The sequence below is a fragment of the Acidisoma sp. PAMC 29798 genome (assembly GCF_030252425.1).
GTDB lineage: Bacteria > Pseudomonadota > Alphaproteobacteria > Acetobacterales > Acetobacteraceae > Acidisoma > Acidisoma cladoniae.
In genome coordinates, this window is record NZ_CP126994.1 from 1,806,241 (window position 1) to 1,825,060 (window position 18,820).

19 protein-coding genes are annotated in these 18,820 nt (G+C 64.3%); 7 read left to right on the forward strand and 12 right to left on the reverse strand.

Features of this window, described 5'->3' with window-relative positions; genetic code table 11:
* The first annotated feature begins 16 nt into the window (after positions 1–16).
* From QP803_RS08655 to QP803_RS08670, 4 genes are all read left to right on the forward strand, one after another.
* Positions 17–1,075: a ligase-associated DNA damage response exonuclease gene (locus tag QP803_RS08655; protein ID WP_284947364.1), complete on the forward strand. Its 1,059-nt coding sequence runs from the start codon at positions 17–19 to the stop codon at positions 1,073–1,075.
* Positions 1,072–2,688, forward strand: coding sequence for a cisplatin damage response ATP-dependent DNA ligase (locus QP803_RS08660; RefSeq protein WP_284947365.1), 1,617 nt, complete (start codon positions 1,072–1,074; stop codon positions 2,686–2,688). Before QP803_RS08655 ends, QP803_RS08660 begins: the two co-directional genes overlap by 4 nt.
* An 84-nt stretch (positions 2,689–2,772) precedes the next feature.
* Positions 2,773–3,015, forward strand: coding sequence for a c-type cytochrome (locus tag QP803_RS08665; RefSeq protein WP_284947366.1), 243 nt, complete (start codon positions 2,773–2,775; stop codon positions 3,013–3,015).
* A gap of 6 nt (positions 3,016–3,021) precedes the next feature.
* Positions 3,022–3,462, forward strand: coding sequence for a lytic transglycosylase domain-containing protein (locus QP803_RS08670; RefSeq protein ID WP_284947367.1), 441 nt, complete (start codon positions 3,022–3,024; stop codon positions 3,460–3,462).
* Here the strand turns inward: QP803_RS08670 and QP803_RS08675 are convergent.
* From QP803_RS08675 to QP803_RS08730, 12 genes are all read right to left on the reverse strand, one after another.
* Positions 3,442–3,882, reverse strand: coding sequence for an RES family NAD+ phosphorylase (locus QP803_RS08675; protein WP_284947368.1), 441 nt, complete (start codon positions 3,880–3,882; stop codon positions 3,442–3,444). The two genes, QP803_RS08670 and QP803_RS08675, sit on opposite strands and share 21 nt — an antisense overlap.
* Positions 3,883–3,891: 9 nt before the next feature.
* The gene (locus tag QP803_RS08680) at positions 3,892–4,311 is read right to left on the reverse strand and encodes an Xre family toxin-antitoxin system antitoxin (protein ID WP_284947369.1); all 420 of its coding nucleotides are present in this window, start codon (positions 4,309–4,311) and stop codon (positions 3,892–3,894) included.
* Positions 4,312–4,560: 249 nt separating this feature from the next.
* Complete coding sequence (locus tag QP803_RS08685) at positions 4,561–5,130, reverse strand: class I SAM-dependent DNA methyltransferase (RefSeq protein ID WP_284947370.1); 570 nt, start codon at positions 5,128–5,130, stop codon at positions 4,561–4,563.
* Entirely contained in the window at positions 5,127–5,858 is a 732-nt protein-coding gene (locus QP803_RS08690; protein ID WP_284947371.1) for a PIG-L deacetylase family protein, read from the reverse strand. Before QP803_RS08690 ends, QP803_RS08685 begins: the two co-directional genes overlap by 4 nt.
* An 11-nt stretch (positions 5,859–5,869) precedes the next feature.
* Positions 5,870–6,991 (reverse strand): acyl-CoA dehydrogenase family protein, encoded by a 1,122-nt coding sequence (locus QP803_RS08695; RefSeq protein ID WP_350356073.1) that lies wholly within the window; start codon positions 6,989–6,991, stop codon positions 5,870–5,872.
* On the reverse strand, positions 6,991–8,085 hold the full coding sequence (locus QP803_RS08700) for a glycosyltransferase family 2 protein (RefSeq protein WP_284947373.1): 1,095 nt from the start codon (positions 8,083–8,085) through the stop codon (positions 6,991–6,993). The genes QP803_RS08695 and QP803_RS08700 overlap by 1 nt, the downstream gene beginning before the upstream one ends.
* Positions 8,086–8,147: 62 nt before the next feature.
* Positions 8,148–8,945: a S49 family peptidase gene (locus QP803_RS08705; RefSeq protein WP_284947374.1), complete on the reverse strand. Its 798-nt coding sequence runs from the start codon at positions 8,943–8,945 to the stop codon at positions 8,148–8,150.
* A 3-nt stretch (positions 8,946–8,948) separates the two neighbouring features.
* Positions 8,949–11,366 (reverse strand): mechanosensitive ion channel domain-containing protein, encoded by a 2,418-nt coding sequence (locus QP803_RS08710; RefSeq protein WP_284947375.1) that lies wholly within the window; start codon positions 11,364–11,366, stop codon positions 8,949–8,951.
* A 136-nt stretch (positions 11,367–11,502) separates the two neighbouring features.
* Entirely contained in the window at positions 11,503–13,092 is a 1,590-nt protein-coding gene (locus tag QP803_RS08715; protein WP_284947376.1) for a gamma-glutamyltransferase family protein, read from the reverse strand.
* Between the two features lie 28 nt (positions 13,093–13,120).
* Positions 13,121–13,807 carry a glutathione S-transferase family protein gene (locus QP803_RS08720; protein WP_284947377.1) on the reverse strand — a complete coding sequence of 229 codons (687 nt, stop codon included), beginning with the start codon at positions 13,805–13,807 and terminating at the stop codon, positions 13,121–13,123.
* Between the two features lie 335 nt (positions 13,808–14,142).
* Positions 14,143–14,427 carry a helix-turn-helix domain-containing protein gene (locus QP803_RS08725; protein ID WP_284947378.1) on the reverse strand — a complete coding sequence of 95 codons (285 nt, stop codon included), beginning with the start codon at positions 14,425–14,427 and terminating at the stop codon, positions 14,143–14,145.
* Entirely contained in the window at positions 14,427–14,744 is a 318-nt protein-coding gene (locus QP803_RS08730; RefSeq protein ID WP_284947379.1) for a type II toxin-antitoxin system RelE/ParE family toxin, read from the reverse strand. The genes QP803_RS08725 and QP803_RS08730 overlap by 1 nt, the downstream gene beginning before the upstream one ends.
* 124 nt (positions 14,745–14,868) lie before the next feature.
* On the opposite strand from QP803_RS08730, the gene QP803_RS08735 reads away from it, so the two are divergent.
* From QP803_RS08735 to QP803_RS08745, 3 genes are all read left to right on the forward strand, one after another.
* Positions 14,869–16,902: an AsmA family protein gene (locus QP803_RS08735; protein WP_284947380.1), complete on the forward strand. Its 2,034-nt coding sequence runs from the start codon at positions 14,869–14,871 to the stop codon at positions 16,900–16,902.
* A gap of 64 nt (positions 16,903–16,966) precedes the next feature.
* Entirely contained in the window at positions 16,967–18,001 is a 1,035-nt protein-coding gene (locus QP803_RS08740; RefSeq protein WP_284947381.1) for a dipeptidase, read from the forward strand.
* Complete coding sequence (locus QP803_RS08745; protein WP_284947382.1) at positions 17,998–18,819, forward strand: aldo/keto reductase; 822 nt, start codon at positions 17,998–18,000, stop codon at positions 18,817–18,819. The genes QP803_RS08740 and QP803_RS08745 overlap by 4 nt, the downstream gene beginning before the upstream one ends.
* Position 18,820 lies beyond the last annotated feature (1 nt).

Consider the following 18,820-nt stretch of genomic DNA (forward strand, 5'->3'; position numbering starts at 1 on the left):
CCCATATACTGCGCCAATGGCCGCACCTCACCCCGAGACCTGGATGCGCGTGCTACCGCAAGGCCTGTATTGCGAGCCGGGCGACTTCTTCATCGACCCGCTGCGCGCGGTGCCCCGCGCCGTCATCACCCACGGCCATTCCGATCATGCCCGCGCCGGCCATGGCGCCGTCATGGCGACGCCGGAAACCCTGGCCATCATGCGGTCGCGCATGGGCGAAGGCCGCGCCGGTGAGCGCCAACAGGCGCTCGGCTACCACCAGCCCCTCACCATCGGCGAACTCACCGTCACCCTGGTTCCCGCCGGCCATGTGCTCGGCTCCGCCCAGATCGTGATGGAGTGGCGGGGTAGCCGCGCCGTGGTCAGTGGCGATTACAAGCGCCAGCCTGATCCTACCTGCGCGCCCTTCGAGCCCGTGGAGTGCGATGTCTTCGTGACAGAAGCGACCTTCGGTTTTCCGGTCTTCCGGCATCCGCCGCCCCAGCATGAGATTGCGAAACTCCTCAAGAGCCTCACGATCTTTCCCGAACGCACCCACATTATTGGCGCCTATTCCCTCGGCAAATCGCAACGCGTGATCGCGGAACTGCGGGCCGCCGGATGGGACGCGCCGATCTATATCCACGGCGCCCTGGCGGCGCTGTGTGCCCTCTATGAGGCGAGTGGCATCCGCCTCGGCGATCTCCGCCCCGCGACGGTCGCGAAGAAGGAGGCGTTCAAGGGCGCCATCGTGGTCGCACCGCCGGCAGCCTGCGCCGATCGTTGGGCGCGGCGGTTCAACGACCCGGTGATCGCCCGAGCCTCGGGCTGGATGCGCGTGCGGCAGCGCGCCAAGATGGCCGGCGTGGAACTGCCCATGATCATCAGCGATCACGCCGATTGGGACGATCTTCTGCGCAGCATTGCCGAAACCCGCGCGCCGGAAGTCTGGGTCACTCATGGCTCGGAGGAAGCGCTGATCCATGCCCTCACGCTGCGCCAGATTCGCGGCCGCGCGCTGCGCCTTGTGGGCTATGAGGACGAGGAAGCCGCCGAGGAAGCACCGGACGACTTAGCAGCGGCAGTGCCCGCATGACGCCCTTCGCGGCTTTGCTGGAACGGCTGGTGTTCACGCCCGGACGCCTCGCCAAAATCGCGCTGCTGCGGGATTATTTCAGCCATACGCCCGACCCCGATCGCGGCTATGCGCTGGCCGCGATCGCCGGCGATCTCAGCTTCGTCGCCGCGAAACCCGCCATGATCCGCCAGATCACCGCCGAGCGCGTCGATCCCACGCTGTTCGAATGGTCTTATGACTATGTCGGCGACCTGGCCGAGACGGTGTCGCTGATCTGGCCCGATACGGCACCGGGCGCGGCGCCACGCCTATCGGAGGTTGTGGACGCGCTGCACGAGACGACAAAGACGGAGATGCCGGCGCGGGTCGCGGCTTGGATGGATGTCTGCGACCCCTCCGAGCGGTTGGCACTGCTGAAACTCATCACCGGCGGCTTGCGGGTCGGTGCCTCGGCGCGCCTCGCCAAGATCGCCTTAGGGGAAATGGCCGGCCTTCCAGCCGATGACATCGAAGAAGTCTGGCACGGCTTGCTGCCGCCCTACCAACCGTTGTTCGACTGGCTGGAGGGGAGGGCGCCGAAGCCGGACGCCGCAGGCGCGCCGGTGTTTCGCCCGACGATGCTCGCCCATCCGCTGGAGGAAGCGGACGCCGGCAGCATCGATTGGGCGGCCTATCGCGCCGAATGGAAATGGGACGGCATTCGCGTGCAACTCGTGGCCACGGCCGGTGGTCACCGCCTCTATACCCGGACAGCGGAAGACATCTCCCACGGTTTTCCCGAAATCCTCGCGGCGATGGAGTTTCAGGGCGTGCTGGACGGGGAGCTGCTGGTGGTGCGGGACGGCCAGGTCGCGCCCTTCGGCGATTTGCAGCAGCGCCTCAACCGCAAATCGCCCGGCGCGAAGATGCTCGCGGAGTTTCCGGCCGCCGTGCGGCTGTATGACATCCTGTTCGATGGCGACGCGGATTTGCGCGCGCTGCCCTTCGACGAACGGCGTGTGCGGCTGGAGCAATGGGTGGAGCAGCATCACCCCGAGCGGATGGATATCTCGCCGCTCATTCCCTTCGCAGGGCCGGAAGATCTCGCCGAACTCCGCCTCGGCGCGCGGGCCGCGAGCATCGAGGGTTTGATGCTCAAGCGCGGCGACAGCCCCTATCTCGCCGGCCGCCCGAAAGGGCCGTGGTGGAAGTGGAAGCGCGATCCGCTGTCGATCGACGCGGTGCTGATGTATGCCCAGCGCGGCCATGGCCGACGGTCGAGCATCTATTCCGACTATACCTTCGGCCTCTGGCGGGAGGATGGCGTATTGGTGCCGGTGGGCAAAGCCTATTCCGGCATCACCGACCAGGAGCTGGGGTTTCTGGACAAATGGGTTCGCAGCCACACCACGGGCAAATTCGGCCCGGTGCGGGAGGTGGAGAAGGCCCTGGTGCTGGAGATCGTCTTCGACGCCGCGCAGCTTTCGACGCGGCATAAGTCTGGCGTGGCACTGCGCTTTCCCCGCATCAGTCGCATTCGCGCCGACAAGCCGGCGGCCGAGGCCGATCGGCTGGATAGTCTCATGGCCCGCGTGCCGCCGTCAGGCGCCTTGCGCGCCGAAACCCTTGTCGAGACGGACGTGGCGGGATAACCCTTGAGCCGTCTGGAGCATCACATGCGATCGCGGACTATTTTCCTATTACTGTTGGCCCCATGCCTCCTCGCGTCTCCGGCGATGGCGGCGCCCGCAAAGGTGGGGCTGTGTGCCTCCTGCCATGGCGACGCCGGGCGCTCGCCCTATGCGACCTTCCCCAATCTCGCCGGGCAGAATGCCGGCTACATCGCCTATGCCCTCGGGCAGTACCAGCAGCATCATCGGCTCGGGCAGCAGGCCGATACCATGAGTGGAATCGCCGCGCAGTTGACGCCGGACGATATTCAGGCGCTCGCAGCCTATTACGCATCGCTGAAGCCGTAGCGATCCGTGCCCGCACCGTTCATGGCCTGCATGATCGCGGCTGCCTTCGCGAATCATCTGCCGGCGCGGGCCTTGCCCGCGATTCACGCCGTAGAAGGCGGTTATGTCGGCTCCGTCCATCCCAATAGCGATGGTAGCCACGACCTCGGCATGATGCAGGTGAACACGCTGTGGGTGCGGCCGATTGCTCAGGCGACCGGTCTGCCGCCGCAGACGGTCACGGTGCGGCTGATCACCGACGGCTGCTTCAACATTGCCGTGGCGGGCCGGATTCTTCGCATCTATCTCGACGAGACGCATAACAATATCTGGGCGGCGATCGGCGACTACCATTCGCACACGCCTGGGCTGAACACGGCGTATCGGATGAAAGTTTTTGCGCAAGCGATGGCAATGCCCGGCGCCAAGGCCGCCATGATGCGGCGGCTACGCCGGGCGGAGCGGTAGCCAGAGGCGTTGGTCGAAGGCGAACGGGCGGATCTCGACGATGGCGGCGCCTGCCGCTGCAGGATGAGCGACATTGAGAACGATGTTCGTGCTTTCGGGCACGATTGCGGATGGAACCCTCAGCAAGGGCGTTCGCTGGTCACGCAGCCACTCGTCACCAAAGGCCTGCGGGTTGGACGGCCAAGACATGACATCCTCGATGGCCAAGTCGTTGAGATCTATCGTCATCAGAACATAATCGGCAGGCAGAAGTTCAGGCGGCAGATCAAGATGCACGCGGACTTCCAGGACGGCGAGTGCCGCTGTCGATCCACAATAGAGAACCGGGCGTCCGGGCGTATTCCAGCGGCCCCCATAGAGCCGCGCCCCGTCACCCCCGATATCAGCGAAAGGCTTTCGGCAAATCCTCCACGCCAGCATCAGGAACGGTCAGGCCGCCAAACCATGATCAATGCGCCCGAGTAGACGCTCAACCTCTCGCGTCCCTTCATCGGTATCGAGCAATGACAGGGGCTGTTCGCCCGCCAGTGCCGTCGTCGGTCGCCGCAGCCAAATTCCAGCTTTGTCCCGATCGCCAAAGGTTTCCTCGGCGCTTGCCAAGATGCGAGCCACTCGTATCAGCCGATCGGATTGTTCGGCCGTCAGCGTCCCGAGCTTCCGTCGATTTGCCAAAGTCTTCCGAGGCATAACAATCTTGTCTAGCTCAGCGAGCGTCAGTTTGCCGGTGTCGAGCAGGAATTGAACGGCTGCAACAGGAAGGCCGCGGCGCACGCGCGTTACGGTGTCGAGGCCGGGAGCCACATCGCTGCCCATGACGGCAACGCCACCGACAACCTCGAAAACGCTCATCTGTACGTGTCCGGCCATATGCCGATCTTATAGCGGCGTATGGCCTGATTGTCCAATATCGAGGCATCGGTACAGGAAGAATCGGATCCAAGAGATCATCTTTTAACATAATATATCTTCTGCGATCTTTGGGCGTGACGATCATCGATCGACGAGAACAACCCTAAGGCACGGTACGGCGCTGTCATCTCTTCCGGAAGACCCGCTTCAATCACCAGGGCGGCGATCTCCTGCTGCTCCAGCACAACCTTACGGTCGTGACAGCAGGTCGATACGGTAGCCCTCACCCCGCTCCTGCCGTGCCACAGCAAGGCCCGATGCGGCGATGAAGCCTCCGGCCGCGTCGTCACCCTGCTGCGGATCGTCCAGTTTGCCGGTCCAGTTGACGAGCAAAATGTGGCCCCCAGGCGCCAGGCTCGTGCGCGCGAGGGCGGCCGTCTGGTGGAGGTCCGTATCGCTCAGGAAATAGAGCACTTCCGAGAACAGGATGAGGTCGAAGCTGCCCTCCGGCCACTCCGCCGGCACCGCAAGTCGCGCGAAGCGTGCCTGCGGGATGTCGGCGCATCGCGCACGCGCCGCGACCAGAGGCGTCTCAGTGATGTCGAGGCCGAGGAAAGCGTCACAGAGGGGCGCAATCTGGCGCGACAACACGCCGATGGAGCAGCCCACCTCCAGAGCCGTGCCGTAATGCCGGTCCGCGATCATCGCCAAGGTCGCGGCATATTTCGCCTGCTCATAGGCGCTGGTGGCAAACTTCCAGGGATCCGGGTCGGCGGCGTAGAGGCGCTCGAAATGCGCCGCGTCCCGGGACGCCGTCATGAGACCAAAAAGGTCTCGACAGGTCGGCGGAAGATATCGAGCAGACCATCCGGCAAGGTAAAGCCCTCAGGATCGTCCAAGACGACACCGCCATATTGCGTCGCATGGGTCGCGATTGCCTGCTGCTTGAGGTCGATTTCACTGCTGATGTCCAAGCGCCAGCCGCGCGGCTGCGGCTCATCCACCACCTGGTCGTCAGGCAAGGTCCAGCCCCAGACGGGGTAGCTGAGCAGCGCGATGCCTTCGCGCACGGCCACATGCTCACCCAAGGTCGCGGCAGCCTCGTGATCGCAATGGGGATCGTGGCGCCAGGTGGTGATGATCACCTTGCAGTCGTGGTTCTCACAAATCCCCGCGATGCGGCGGGCAGCGAACTGAAAGCTCGGGCCGGCGCTCGGCACATCCGAGTCCATCAGGCCCATAAACCAGCTATGGCCATGCGGCAGGCCCAGGAGAAGAAGCGCGTCACGCGCCTCCTGCTCCCGCAGATTGCGCAATCGTTCCGGGGGATGGGTCACCGAACCGGGATGGGAATGACAACCATCGGTCAGGATCACGACATGCGGCGGAATGCCGGCTGCGCAGCATTGCGCGATCAAGCCGCCGCAGCCCAGGCTTTCATCGTCGGGGTGCGGCGCGATGATGAGAGGCACCCTGCCCTGCAAGACCTCATCGAGCGTCGCCAGCGGCAATTCGTTCCAGGCCTGTCGCACCTCGTCCATTCGCATGCTCGGGCTCCCTAAATCGGTGGCAATCCTTGTAGCATGAAGTAACCGGCTGCGTGATGCAGCACCTCATCGCCTGCCGGCTGGCGCAGATATGTTTGCAAATCGCGGCTCATGCGTTCAACCGGATTATCCGTCACGAAGGCGCTGAGCCCGAGGGAGCGCTGGGCCAATTCGATGCCGTCCAGACAGGCCCGCTCCACCGCTGTACGCGCGAGCCCGACCATCGCCACGATACGAGCGGGGTCCTCGACCAAATCCTCGGCCGCCGCCCCTGCCCGTTCCAACCATAGCCAGCCGCTTTCATGCGCGAGCAGCGCCTGCCCGAAGCGGGCGCGCTGATGCGGATCGTTCTGCCGACCACGGGCCGAAAGTTGGAGCCGCATCTGGTCGAGAATGCCGTACAGCCCGCCTAACGCGGCAGCCGAGCTTCGCCATGCACCAGCCGAGAAATCCGGCTCTTTCATGTAATCGCCGGCCTCGCCGATGAGCCGGTCGGCTGTGGTCGTGACACCAGTAAAATCGACCTGCCCCGTCAGAGCACCGCGCATACCGGAGAGCGACGCGGCCAGCGGCGAGGTTGTCTCGCCCTGGCCCAAGTCGAGAAACAACAGCCGTGGCGGATCGTCTGTCCCGTCCGATGCTGTGACGACGGCATGGGTGACGCGCCCAGCACCGGAGCAGAATTGCTTGTGTCCCGAGAGCAGAATTCTGTCGCCATTGGCCACATAGGTGAGACCGCCGTGACTAGGATCCGTCACCCAAAGGCCGAGCAAACCTCCAGAGTGAATTGCTTTAGATACAATCGATTGAAGGTCATGGCTTCCGTAACGCATGATGATGCGGATAGCGTTGATATGGGCTTCCACAAGACGCGCGACCGGTAGGCTTGCCTGGCCAATGAGATGCAGAAGCGTGAGCAGCGCGTGGCCCTCTCCGGGCGTGACACCGATGCCGTGCCCGCCGAATTCTGCCGGGAAGGGCGCAGAAAAGACACCGATGCTCCCCAGGAGCGCCATTTCCTCAGTCGGATATTCTTTTTTAACATCAGTCGTCTGCGCAAGCATCCTCAAGCGCGGAAGGAGATCGCGGAGGGCCATGAGCGTAGAGACAGATGAACCGATGCCGATATCCATCACGCGGTTATAAACGCGTCATCGCCTATAGTGGAGGTCGTTTCGGGCCGCATCTGCGCCAAGAGGAAGCGCGCTTCCTCTATCAGACCTTCCAGAGCCGCCATGGCGACCGGGGCACGACGCAGCACAGGGCTCTGCGCCTCGATAGCGCTCCACCCGGCGCCAAAACAGGGGGTGGACAAGGCCTCCGAAATCGTCGCGGGAGGCAAGCGAAGCGCGGCCGCAATGGCCAAGGGATCGCCCAAACCCATCCAGACACGCCTTGCCGCACCGCGAAGCCGCGCGCGGCGTAAGGCGGCGGCCGGTCTTTCCAGCCGATCGTCGGCCCACAGATCCTGCACCACGATGCGGCGGGCGATGGTCGCGGCCATGCCTCCGTCGGCGCGGCCGACGACACGACCGGAAACCATGACGCGGATGGCGGGATCATGCCTGATCCGGCTGTCTCGGCGCATCAACGCCTCGATCAGGGCCCGATCCTCCCCCACCGCGACCTGCGGCAAGCCACCGATCGACCGATAGGCCGCCGTGGTCACGGCGATGCTAGCCCCCGAATGATGGGTGTGGCGCGGCCAGGGATCATCCGCGCGCGGGTCGATGATGCTGTCGATTTCGTCAAGCAAGGCCGTGTATTCGGTCTCTAAAGCATCGTCCGAGATGAGATGGGCGGGGATCGCGGCCTCATCCACCGGGTCGATCATCGCCATGCCGCAGACCGCATCATAGCCCTCGGCAAGCCAGGTGAGGTTGCGTTCCACCCAATCGCGTGGCACGCGGCCATCCGCGTCCGTGGTCAGGATCGCGCCTCCGTTGCCAAGCAACTCGGCGGCTGCGTCCATCGCGAGCAGACGCGCATGGCCCGCGCTGGCCTCGCCGCCTGTCAACACCTGTTCGACCACGTGAACCTGTGCCACGCCATACGCCATGCGGCGGACGATCTGGGCCGATCGATCGGTGCAGTTGTTCAGCAGAAGAACGATATGATCGGCCGGCTGCGTTTGACCAAGCAACGCCGCGAGACACGCACCGATATGGCTTTCCTCGTCCTTGACCGGAATGGCCACGGCGGAAGGGCTAAGTGAATGATAGGACACGACATTACCGGATTTTGAGACCCGGAAATGGCGTGTCGGTCATTTCGATACAAGATGCGCAGTCACCGCAGACGCGTTTCCGGCCTCAACGTTTCCGCGATGTCCAGCGCCGCCTCGCTCGCGCCGCGCCCCAAAAGACGCAGCAGCCCCCTCGCCCGCTTCGGTCGCAGCCAGACGGATTTGGCGCGGGTGCCACCGATCTCACGCAGCAGGCCATCGACATCGCCGAGGCTATCGATGAGCCCGGCCGCCAGGGCCTTGGAGCCGATCATGTAGCTGCCGTCGAATAGCGTCTCCTCCGGCGCACGCAGCCGGCCGGTCCGGCGGGTGCGCACCCAATCCTTGAAGTGACCGTGGAGGTCTTCGAGCAGGGCGCGGGTGAATTCCAAATCCTCCGGCCGCTCCGGGCTGAAAGGATCGAGCCGGCCCTTATTGGCGCCGGCGGTATAGAGCCTGCGATCGACGTCTAGCCGGCGCAGCAGCCGGTCCACGCCGAAGCCGCCGCCGATGACGCCGATGGAGCCCACGATGCTCATCGGATTGGCGCGGATCTCATCCGCTGCGCAGGCGATCCAATAGCCGCCCGAGGCGCCGACATCGCCGATGACGGCCGTGACTTTGACGCCCGTCTCGACCGCCCGCCTGCGGATGAACTGGCCGATCAGGTCAGACTGCACCGGGGAGCCGCCGGGGCTGTCCACCGCCAGGATGAGCCGTTTACCGCCGGTCTTGGCGAGGGCGAAGCCGCGCTCGATCAAAGGCCCGGCCGATTGCAGATTAAGAGCGCCGGCGCGGCCAGCAATGACGCCGCGCAGCTCGACGACGGGAATGGGGCGGGCACGCCAGAACAGGAGGGGCATGGATCAACTATGATCCGAAGGCGGTGGCTGGTCGATCTTGGAGGCGGTCGGCGCCGGGGTCGCCTCTGGCGGTTCAATCGTCTCAGGCTGAACAGTGTCGATGCGCACGTCCAGCGGATGCTGAAAGCTCATGATGGTGGCCGAGGGCATCATGCGAATCCCGTTCTCCTGAAACACCAGCTTGACCCGGCGATTGTATTCCCGTTGCACACCCCAGCGCGCGCCATCCGTGCAGACGATCTGTCCGGCAAGCGTCGCCGTGGTGCCGTCGATCTTATCCACGCCCCAGTATTGCAGGTCGCTGAGCATCCCGTCCCTGAAGTCCGCCTCGCCCCGCATATCGAGCGCGATCTGGCTGAGCAGCTTGCCCACCCGGTCGGTATCCTCGTCATAGGAGATGCTGACGGAGACGGAGGCATTGCCGATGCCGCGATTGGTATTGGTGACGGTCGAGACAGCGCTGAAGGGAATGAGGTGGACCGATCCATCCCCCGCCCGCAGCCTCAGGGTGCGGATGGACAGGTTCTCGACCGTGCCGGACAGGCCGGCGGCGGTCACCCAATCTCCCACCTGCATGGCATTTTCGAGCAACAGGAAGATGCCGGTGATGAAGTCCTGCACCAGCTTCTGGGACCCGAAGCCGATGGCGACGCCGAGGATGCTGGCGCCGGCGAGCAGCGGCGCGATATTGATGCCGATCTCGCTCAGCGCCGTCAGCGCGATCACCACCAGCAGCGCGATCATCAGGGCGTTGCGCAGCAGCGGCACCACCGTGCGCAGCCGAGCGACGCGAACATGCGCGCCCTGCTGGGACAGCTCGTCCATATAGACCTGCATGACGAAGTTGATCGTCTCCCACACGATCACCGCAATGACGAGGGTCACCAGGATGGTCGCGAAGGAGCTGACCAGCCGGCCGCCGAGCGCGCCGACCGCGAACCAGGTCACGGCATCGACACCCCAGAACTGGAACAGGACCAGGAAGAAACCGACGCTCATCACGATATTGACCAGCACGCGCAGCGGCCCGTGATAGCGGGCGGCGCGGGTGCCGATCAGCGCGTAACGGCCGTCGGTCTGGCTGACACCGAGCGCGAAAATGCGGTCCAGGGCGCCAAGGATAATGACGGAGACGATCCGGAACAGGATCAGCAGCCCCATCGTCATGAGGATGACATGGAGCGGACGGCCGAGCCCGTTCTGCACCTGGGTCGCATAGACGATCCAGACCAGAACGATGAGGATGATCGCCTGGATATGCCAGGTGCTGGCTGCGCGGACCTTGAGGTCATGCCAGGCGCCGGGCGTGCTTCCGCTCAGCCATGCTGCGACCTGGGTGCGGCGCTTCAGCACCATGACGATGAGCATGCCATGCACGATCAGCCCCAGGAGCCGCGTGATGGTGAGCTGCATCGCCTGGTTCATGCCGCATAGAGCGCCGATCTGCGTGATGGCAGAGCCGAAGACGACGACCAAAGCGAGCCTGCGGATCCAGACGGAGAGGAAGCCGGCCGCGTCGTTGGAGACATGTACCAGCCGCAGCCTGGCGCTGGGCGAGCAGATGACGGCCCGCGCGACGGACAGAAACAGGCGGCATCCGACATAGGCATTGATGATGGCGATGATCGCCAGGCGGGTGTTATTGCCCTGTGCCAACGGCGTCGCGAGGATCAGCGTCGCGACGGCTAGAAAGACGGCGGTCGGAAACGCGTCCAATAAAAGCGCGAACAGAATGAACGGCAGCCGCTTCAACAGCAGCCAGCCGCTGTGCAGCGGCTTTAGTCCTATCCGGGCCCGTGGCCCGATCCGCTTCGACGTCACTCGGGCTGGCGGCGTGGTCGCCTCGGCCTCAGCCTCCGTCTCACCTTGAACCCGCTCGCGCCCCATCCGGTCATACAGCCGGCGGGTCACGCGCCAGGCCGCGTATTCCGCCAGGAGCGAGGCCACGAGGATGATCGCCAAACGCCAGATGGCATGCAGCACGGTCTGGAGCATGCCCGGATCGCGGCTGACCTGATCCGCCCAGACCACGAATTCCTGATAGTCGATGATACTGACGGCGGTGGCACTCAGGCTGGTATCGATCTGATCGTACACGCCACCGGCACTGTCGAGCAGGTCGGAGGCGAGGCTGTCTTTCTTGAGCGCCACGGTTTTCTTGGCGGGCGCGGCGGCCGGCGTCGCAGTCGGTGCCGTGACGACCTGAACCGGAACCACGACCCCCGATGCGGGAACAACCTTGCGCAGGCTTTGGAGCGTCGAGATTAGCTGCGCCCGCTTTTGCGGGTTCTGCAACACATCCAACAATTGCTGGGTTTCCGACGCCGTCAGCCCCGCTGCGGGGGCATCAGCCGCCCGCGCCGAGCCGAAGACGCCAAGGGCGAGACACAGAACCAGGAGAAGCGTGCGGGCAGATCTCATACCCGCTCCCCCATCACGGCGGTGCCCCCGCTGTCAACGTTTGGCACCCACCCGGTTCCACGGCGGTTTACGCTTCGCTCTTCCGCCCTACGTGATGTCGTAGGGTGGATCAGCGCAGCGCAATCCACCAAACCACTCAATACCCGAGGGCGCAGCCGTCCTTACGGGGCTCGGACGCGCCGAGCAGCACGCCTTCATCCCAGTCGATCCAAATCGCCTGGGCGCCGCCGATCGGCCCGTCCGCCGGGGTGAGGCTATGGCCCCGCGCCTCCAGCCCTTCCCGGCTGGCGGCGGGCAAGGTGGCCTCGGCCTCTACCGTCGCCGTTCCGTGCGATGGGAACAGCCGCGGCAGATCGATCGCGGTCTGCGGATCGAGACCGTAATCGATCACCTTCGTCAGAAGATGGGCATGGCCCATGGCCTGAAAGTGCCCGCCCATGACGCCGAAGGGCATTTGCACGCGGTCGCCCTTCGTCAGCATGCCCGGAATGATGGTGTGCATCGGCTGGCGACCGGGCGCGAAGGTATTCGGGTGGCCTTCCTCCAGCGTGAAGCTCATGCCTCGGTTATGGAGCAGCACGCCGCTTTCAGCCGCCACGATACCGCTGCCAAAACTCGAAAAGACCGAGTTGATGAAGCTCGCGACGTTGCGATCCTTATCCACGACGGTGAGGTAAACTGTGTCGCGATGCTCGGGCCCGGCAAAGGACGGCAGTTCCGTCGCCGCCCGCTCAGGGTCGATCCGCGCCGCGAGGTCGGCGGCAAAGTCCTTCGAAAGAAGCGTGTCGATGGAGGCCGGGGACCCTTCCGCGAGGATCGCATTGCGGACGGCATAGGCGAGGCGCGCGGCCTCGATCTCCAGATGCAGGCGTGCGGGGTCGAGCGGATCGCCCTTGCCCGGAAACATCGACAGGATGTTGAGGATCAGCAGGGCGATGATGCCCTGCCCGGGCGGCGGGCATTCATGCACGTGATAGTCGCGAAACCGGGTCCGGATGGGCGTCACGTAATTGCCGCCGGCCTGGGCGAAATCGTCCAAACTATGGACGCCACCTTCGGCCTTGAGTGTGGCGACCATCTCCGCCGCGACGGCGCCCTCATAGAAGGCGCGGCGACCCTGGGCGCCGATGGCCTGCAGCGTGTTGGCGAGTTCGGGGAAATAATGGATGGTGCCGGCGGCGGGCGCGCTGCCACCCAGCAGATAGCTCGCGCTGGCGGCGGCGCGTTCCCCCAGCAGGGTCTCGCACTCCGCCCAGTCATAAGCGACGCGCGGCGCCACGGCGAAGCCGTCCTGTGCGAAGGCGATGGCGGGTTCCAGCAGCCGTGCCAGCGGCAATGACCCGTGGTCGGCCGCCAATTGGCACCAGGCATCGACCGCGCCTGGAATGGTCACAGCATGCGGCGAATTCTCGGGGATGGCGGTGAGGCCGCGCGCACGCAGCTTCGCTGCGTCGGTCGCGGCGGGCGATCGGCCGGCGCCATTGAAGGCATGGATGGTCGGACCGCCCTGAGGCGCATAGAGGGCGAAGCAATCCCCACCAATGCCGGTCATGCCTGGTTCGACCACGCATTGCACGGCGCAGGCGGCGATGGCGGCATCCATGGCATTACCGCCGTCCTTCAGCACCTCGATCGCGGCGAGCGTCGCCGAGGGGTGGGAGGTTGCGGCCATCCCATTCAGGCCCATCACCATCGAGCGGCGGGGCTGCTCGAAGTCGCGCGACATTCCGTCTCTCATAATCAGGTCAGTCGCCTCAGGCCGGGGTTACGATATGGCGGAACATATGACCGCGGGCTTCTGAGTCCATCTCGGTTTTGAAGGCGTGGCGGTCCTTGAGGGCGGTGGCGCGGACGGCCGCCGGCCGCGCGCTGATATCATCGAACCAGCGCTTGAGATGCGGCATCGTGGCCCAGGCCTCCGGCGTGCCGAGCAGGAAGGGCACCATGCGGGACCAGCCCCACAGCGCCATGTCGACGATGGTATAGGTCTCGCCGAGCACATAGGGGCGGTCGGCGAGCCGGTCGTCGAAGATGCCGTAATGGCGCCGCGCCTCAAAGTCATAACGGCCCACAGCATATTCCTTGGGCTCGGGCGCGAAATGGCGGAAATGAACTGCCTGGCCGGAATAGGGTCCGATGCCGGTCGCGACGAACATCAGCCAAGACAGCATTTCCCCGCGCGCGACCGGCGTCTGTTCCGGCAGGAAGGTTCCGGTCTTTTCGGCGAGGTAGAGCAGGATGGCGTTGCTATCGAAGACCGTCACCTCCCCATCCTGGATCACGGGCACTTTGTTATTGGGGTTGAGGGCGGTCAGGGCGGCAGAAAATTGCTCCCCTTTCCGGCTATCGATGGGAATCGCCTCATAGGGCAGGCCGGACTCTTCGAGAAAGAGGGCGACCTTCATCGGGTTCGGGGCAAGGTTATAGTAGAACTTGATCATGACCGCGTCCTCCGGGTTGGCCGCGTATAGGGCGCCTGCGGCCGGGCTGGAAGAGGGTGCGCTTCAGTCGTCATGCCAAAAACCTCGGGCTTGACCACCAGGCGGGGCGCTCGGAGGCCCGCACCCCTCGCCGGGTGCATCAAGTGCGCGGGGGACGATGAAAGGCCAGCTCGCGGAACTGAGATTTCTTCCGGACTAATCCGGCGTCGAACTCTTCCAGCCGTGCAAAAGGGCTGTCGGCGAATAATGAGATGTCGAGTTGGCGTCGCCCGCCGCCAAATCGGCCTCATCAGCGGTAGAGAGCGTCACGACGGCGTCCTTGCTTCGGTCGGTCACTAGGCTGCTTCCGCCACGCGGATTTCCAAAACCAATCCGGCCGCCGTCGTCATGTTCACTAAAGCGTCCAGAGAGAACTTCCCTAACTTACCGCGAAGAAGGTCGTTGAGGCGCGGACGGGTGACGCCAAGCCGCGCAGCCGCTTCCTCCTGTATCAAACCCCAGGACGTCACACGATCAACCAAAGCCGCCAGAAGGGTCGCGCGGGCTTTCATGTTCGCGGCCTCGGCGGGCGTATCGGCAAGGGCGTCAAAAACATCCTCGAAGCTTTGAGACTCCATCATCATTCCATCCATGTTCGCAGTCTATTCGTTGCTAGCTCAAGGTCTCTTGAAGTCGTGCGCGTGGTCTTCTTCTGGAAGGCGTGAAGAACAAGCACGCGATCGGGTAGTGTGGCGAGGTAGATCACGCGAAACGTACCCGTCGCTTCATGAACCCGTATTTCACGCACACCCTGCCCGACGGTCTTCAACGGTTTCCAGTCCGAAGGGTCACGTCCCTGTTGCAGCTCTCGAATCTGGAAACCGACCTCAGACCGCGCTTCCGGGGGGAAGTCACGCACACGGCCGAGGCTGTCACCCAGGAATGTGACGCGCTTCATGATGCGAAATGTATCCGTTTCGATACAGACAGTCACGCGTTTTCGTCACAAGATCAGGCGCCTAACAGATGTAATCTCCCTGCCCGCCCTTAAATCGCGTTAACCTAGCGAGGCGGACCAGGGCATGACACGGCGTACCGGCACGAAGATCGGCATTTTTCTCGGCATCCCGGTGCTGATCATCGTTCTGATCATCCTGTTCTGGAGCTGGGACTGGTTCATCCCGTTCGTCGATGCTCAGGCCTCCGCCCAGATCGGGCGCAAAGTCACCATCTCCCATCTGCATGTTCGCCTCGGCCGCACGACCCGGATCGTCGCCGACAACGTGGTGGTCGCCAATCCGACCGGCTTCGAGGCCGATGTTCCGCCCCTGGCCCAGATCGCCCATCTCGGCGTCGACCTCGACGTCATGGCCTATATCCACACCCGCATCGTCTCAATCCCGCTGATCGACGTCGATCATCCGGTGATGGAACTGCGCGGCCTTGCGGACGGGACCAACAATTACACCGTCACAATCAAGCCATCGGCGCCCACCAAGCCCGGCGCGCCACCCGCCGCCTCCCCCAAATTGGGCCGGCTGACGATCGAGGCCGGGCAGCTTCACGCCGAAATCCCGAATCTGAAGACGGATCTCACCGCCCAGATTGCGACGCAAAGCGCCGAAGGCGTCGTGGCTCAGAATGGTCAAACGGATGAAATCACCGCCCAGGCGAAGGGCACCTATGCCAAGCAGCCGGTGACTGCCGATCTGCGGGCCGGCGCCATTCTGACGGTCACCGATAAGACCAAACCATTCCCGATCGACCTCAAGATCACCAATGGCCAGACCCATGTCGCCCTGGTCGGCACCGTGCAGGACCCGCTGGCCTTCGCGGGCACGGACCTCAATCTGACGCTGTCGGGCGTCGATATGGAGGACCTCTATCCGCTCACCGGCATCCCGATCCCCAAGACGCCAGCGTATAAGATCACCGGCAAGCTGAACTACGTGCGCGAAACAAAACGCATCCATTTCGACGATTTCAAAGGCGTCGTCGGCAATAGCGATGTCGAGGGCACGATTACGGAGCAGCCGGAAGGCACGAAGCCGGACGTGACGATGGACCTGAAGTCGCGCCGGGTCGATCTGGCCGATCTCGGCGGCTTCATCGGCACCAATCCGGGTCGGCCGACGACGAAAGTCTCGACCACGGCGCAGCGCCGAGAGGCCGCGACCACCAATGCCCGTAGCAGCAGCCTATTGCCCACCACGCCCTTCAACCTGCCCAAGCTGAATGCCGCCAATATTCACTTGAACTACGTCGGCGACAAAATCGAGGGCCGCTCCATCCCGCTCGATAGCCTGATCGTCAAACTCGATATCATCGACGGCGCCATTAACCTGCACCCCCTCACCTTCACCATCGGCAAGGGCAAGGTCAGCGGCGACATCGCCCTGACACCGGAGGCGGAGAAGCAGATCAAAGCCAAGGCGGATATCCATTTCGATCAGGTCGATCTGTCCCGCATCATGGCCTCCACCCATCTCTTCAAAGGCAACGGCGCCATCGGCGGTCGCGCCGTGCTGGACGCCACCGGCGATTCTATCGCGACCTGGCTGGGCAACGGCAATGGCGGCCTCGCAATCTATATGTCGGGCGGCAATCTCAGCGCCTTGCTTATCGATATCTCGGGTCTGGAATTCGGCAATGCCCTGCTGTCCGCGCTCGGCGTGCCACGCCAGACCAATGTGGAATGCTTCGTGGGCGACTTCGCGTTGACCCATGGTCTGGTCACGACCCGTGCCCTGGTGGTGGATACGGCAGAGGCGCTGATCGTCGGCAAGGGCACCCTGGACCTCAAAAGCCAGACGATCGATTTCCAGGCGGCAACCCGGTCGAAGAAGTTCAGCATCGGCTCCCTGCCGACGCCCCTCACCATCAGCGGCACGCTCAAGCATCCGAGCATCGGCGTGAAGGTGGCGCCGCTGGTCGCGCGTGGCGGCCTGGCGGTCGTTCTCGGCTTCGTCGCGGCACCGCTGGCGATCCTGCCGACGATCGATTTCGGCACCGGCGAAGTCCATAAATGTGACCAGCTCGTTGCCACGATCCGGTCTCAGGTGCGCACCGGCACACCCGGCGCTCCGGTCAAGGGCGTTCCCGTGATCAAGAAGTAGGGTGATTGGCCCGTCGGGGCTGCCCCGCACTTGACGGCGCGGCGATCCCGGCGAAGCTCAGGGCATGAACGCTCTCCCGCTCCCGGACCATCGGCTGTTGCATGACGCGCTGCTGACAATCGACAGCCATATCGACATTCCCTGGCCGCCCGGCCCCAGCCCCTTCCAGGACGGGCCTCGCCGCGTCGATCTGCCCAAGATGCGGCGCGGGGGCATCGGTGCCGGCTGCTTCGCCGCCTATATCCCGCAGGGACGATTGGATGCCGCCGGCTTCGCCCAGTCGCATGACCGCGCCATCGCCATGCTGAAGGCGATCCGCGCGATGGGCGAGCCTGCCGGGACCGCCATTCCCGGCCGCATCGCGACGTCGGTGGCAGAAATCGAAGCCGCCCGGCTCGACGGCGCGGTGGCGATCATTCCCGCCGTCGAGAATGGTCACGCGATGGGGGAGGATGTGGGTAACCTCGACCTCTACCGCGCCCTCGGCGCCCGCTACATGACCCTCACGCATAATGGCCACAACGCATTGTCCGACTCATCGGTGCCGCGCAAAGACCTGGAGGACGCGCCGACCTTGCATGGCGGCCTGTCTGCCCTCGGCCACGAGGCCATTGCGCGCATGAATCGCCTCGGCATGATGGTCGATGTCTCCCACGTCTCGAAGCCCGGGATGCTGCAGGCGGTGGAGGCGTCCCGCACGCCGGTGGTCGCCACCCATTCCTGCATGCGCGCGCTGTGCGATCATCCGCGCAACCTGGATGACGAACAGCTTGACGCCCTGGGTGCCAGCGGCGGCGTGGTGCAGGTCACGCTCGTGTCCTTCTTCGTCAAAGCAGGAAAGCGCGAAGCCGAGGTGACGCTGAGCGACTTCGCCGACCATATCGACCATGCGGTGGCACGCATCGGCATCGATCATGTCGGTATCGGCTCGGATTTCGATGGCGGCGGCGGCGTGGTCGGCTGGCGGGACGCGAGCGAGAGCGCCAATGTCACGGCGGAACTCATGCGGCGTGGCTATGACCAGCCCGCCATTGCGGCGCTCTGGGGCGGCAACTTCCTGCGCCTCATGCGCATCGCAGAAAAGGACGCAGCGGAATGAGAAAGGTGACCCTGCCGGACGGCCGGTCTGTACCCGTTCTGGGCCTCGGCACCTGGAAGATGGGCGAAACGGCGGCCCGCAAGGCCGAGGAGGTACGTGTCGTCCGACATGCGGTCGATCTCGGCTTCACGCTCATCGACACGGCTGAGATCTATGCCAATGGCGGCTCCGAACGGGTCGTCGGCGAAGCCATCAAGGGCCGGCGGGAGGAGGTTTTTCTCGTCTCGAAAGTGGCGCCGAGCAATGCCAGCCGGCGGGGTACGGTCAAGGCGTGCGAGGCGAGCCTCGTGCGCCTCGGCACGGATGTCATCGATCTTTATCTGTTGCATTGGATGGGCGGCACGCCTGTCGAAGACACAGTCGAGGCTTTCGAGAGTCTGAAGGCCGCTGGCAAAATCCGCGCCTGGGGCGTGTCCAATTTCGATACCGACGACATGGCGTCGCTTCCGGAGGGATGCGCTGCGAACCAAGTGCTGTATAATCCCTCGTCGCGGGGCATCGAATTCGACCTCGTGCCCTTCTGTGCGGAGCACGGCATCCCCATCATGGCCTATACGCCGCTCGGCCAGTCCGGGTCGGTGCTGAAGAATGCCGCCATCGTCGCTATCGCCAAGCGGCATGATGCGACACCCGCCCAGGTGGCCCTTGCCTGGGCCATTCGCCTGCCGGGGATCCTCACGATCCCCAAGACCGCGACGCTCTCCCGCTTGGAGGAGAATCTCGCTGCGGCTCGCCTGACATTGACCGAGGCCGATCTCGCCGAGATCGACCGCGCCTTTCCACCGGCCCAAAAGAAAAGGCCGCTGGATATCATTTGAG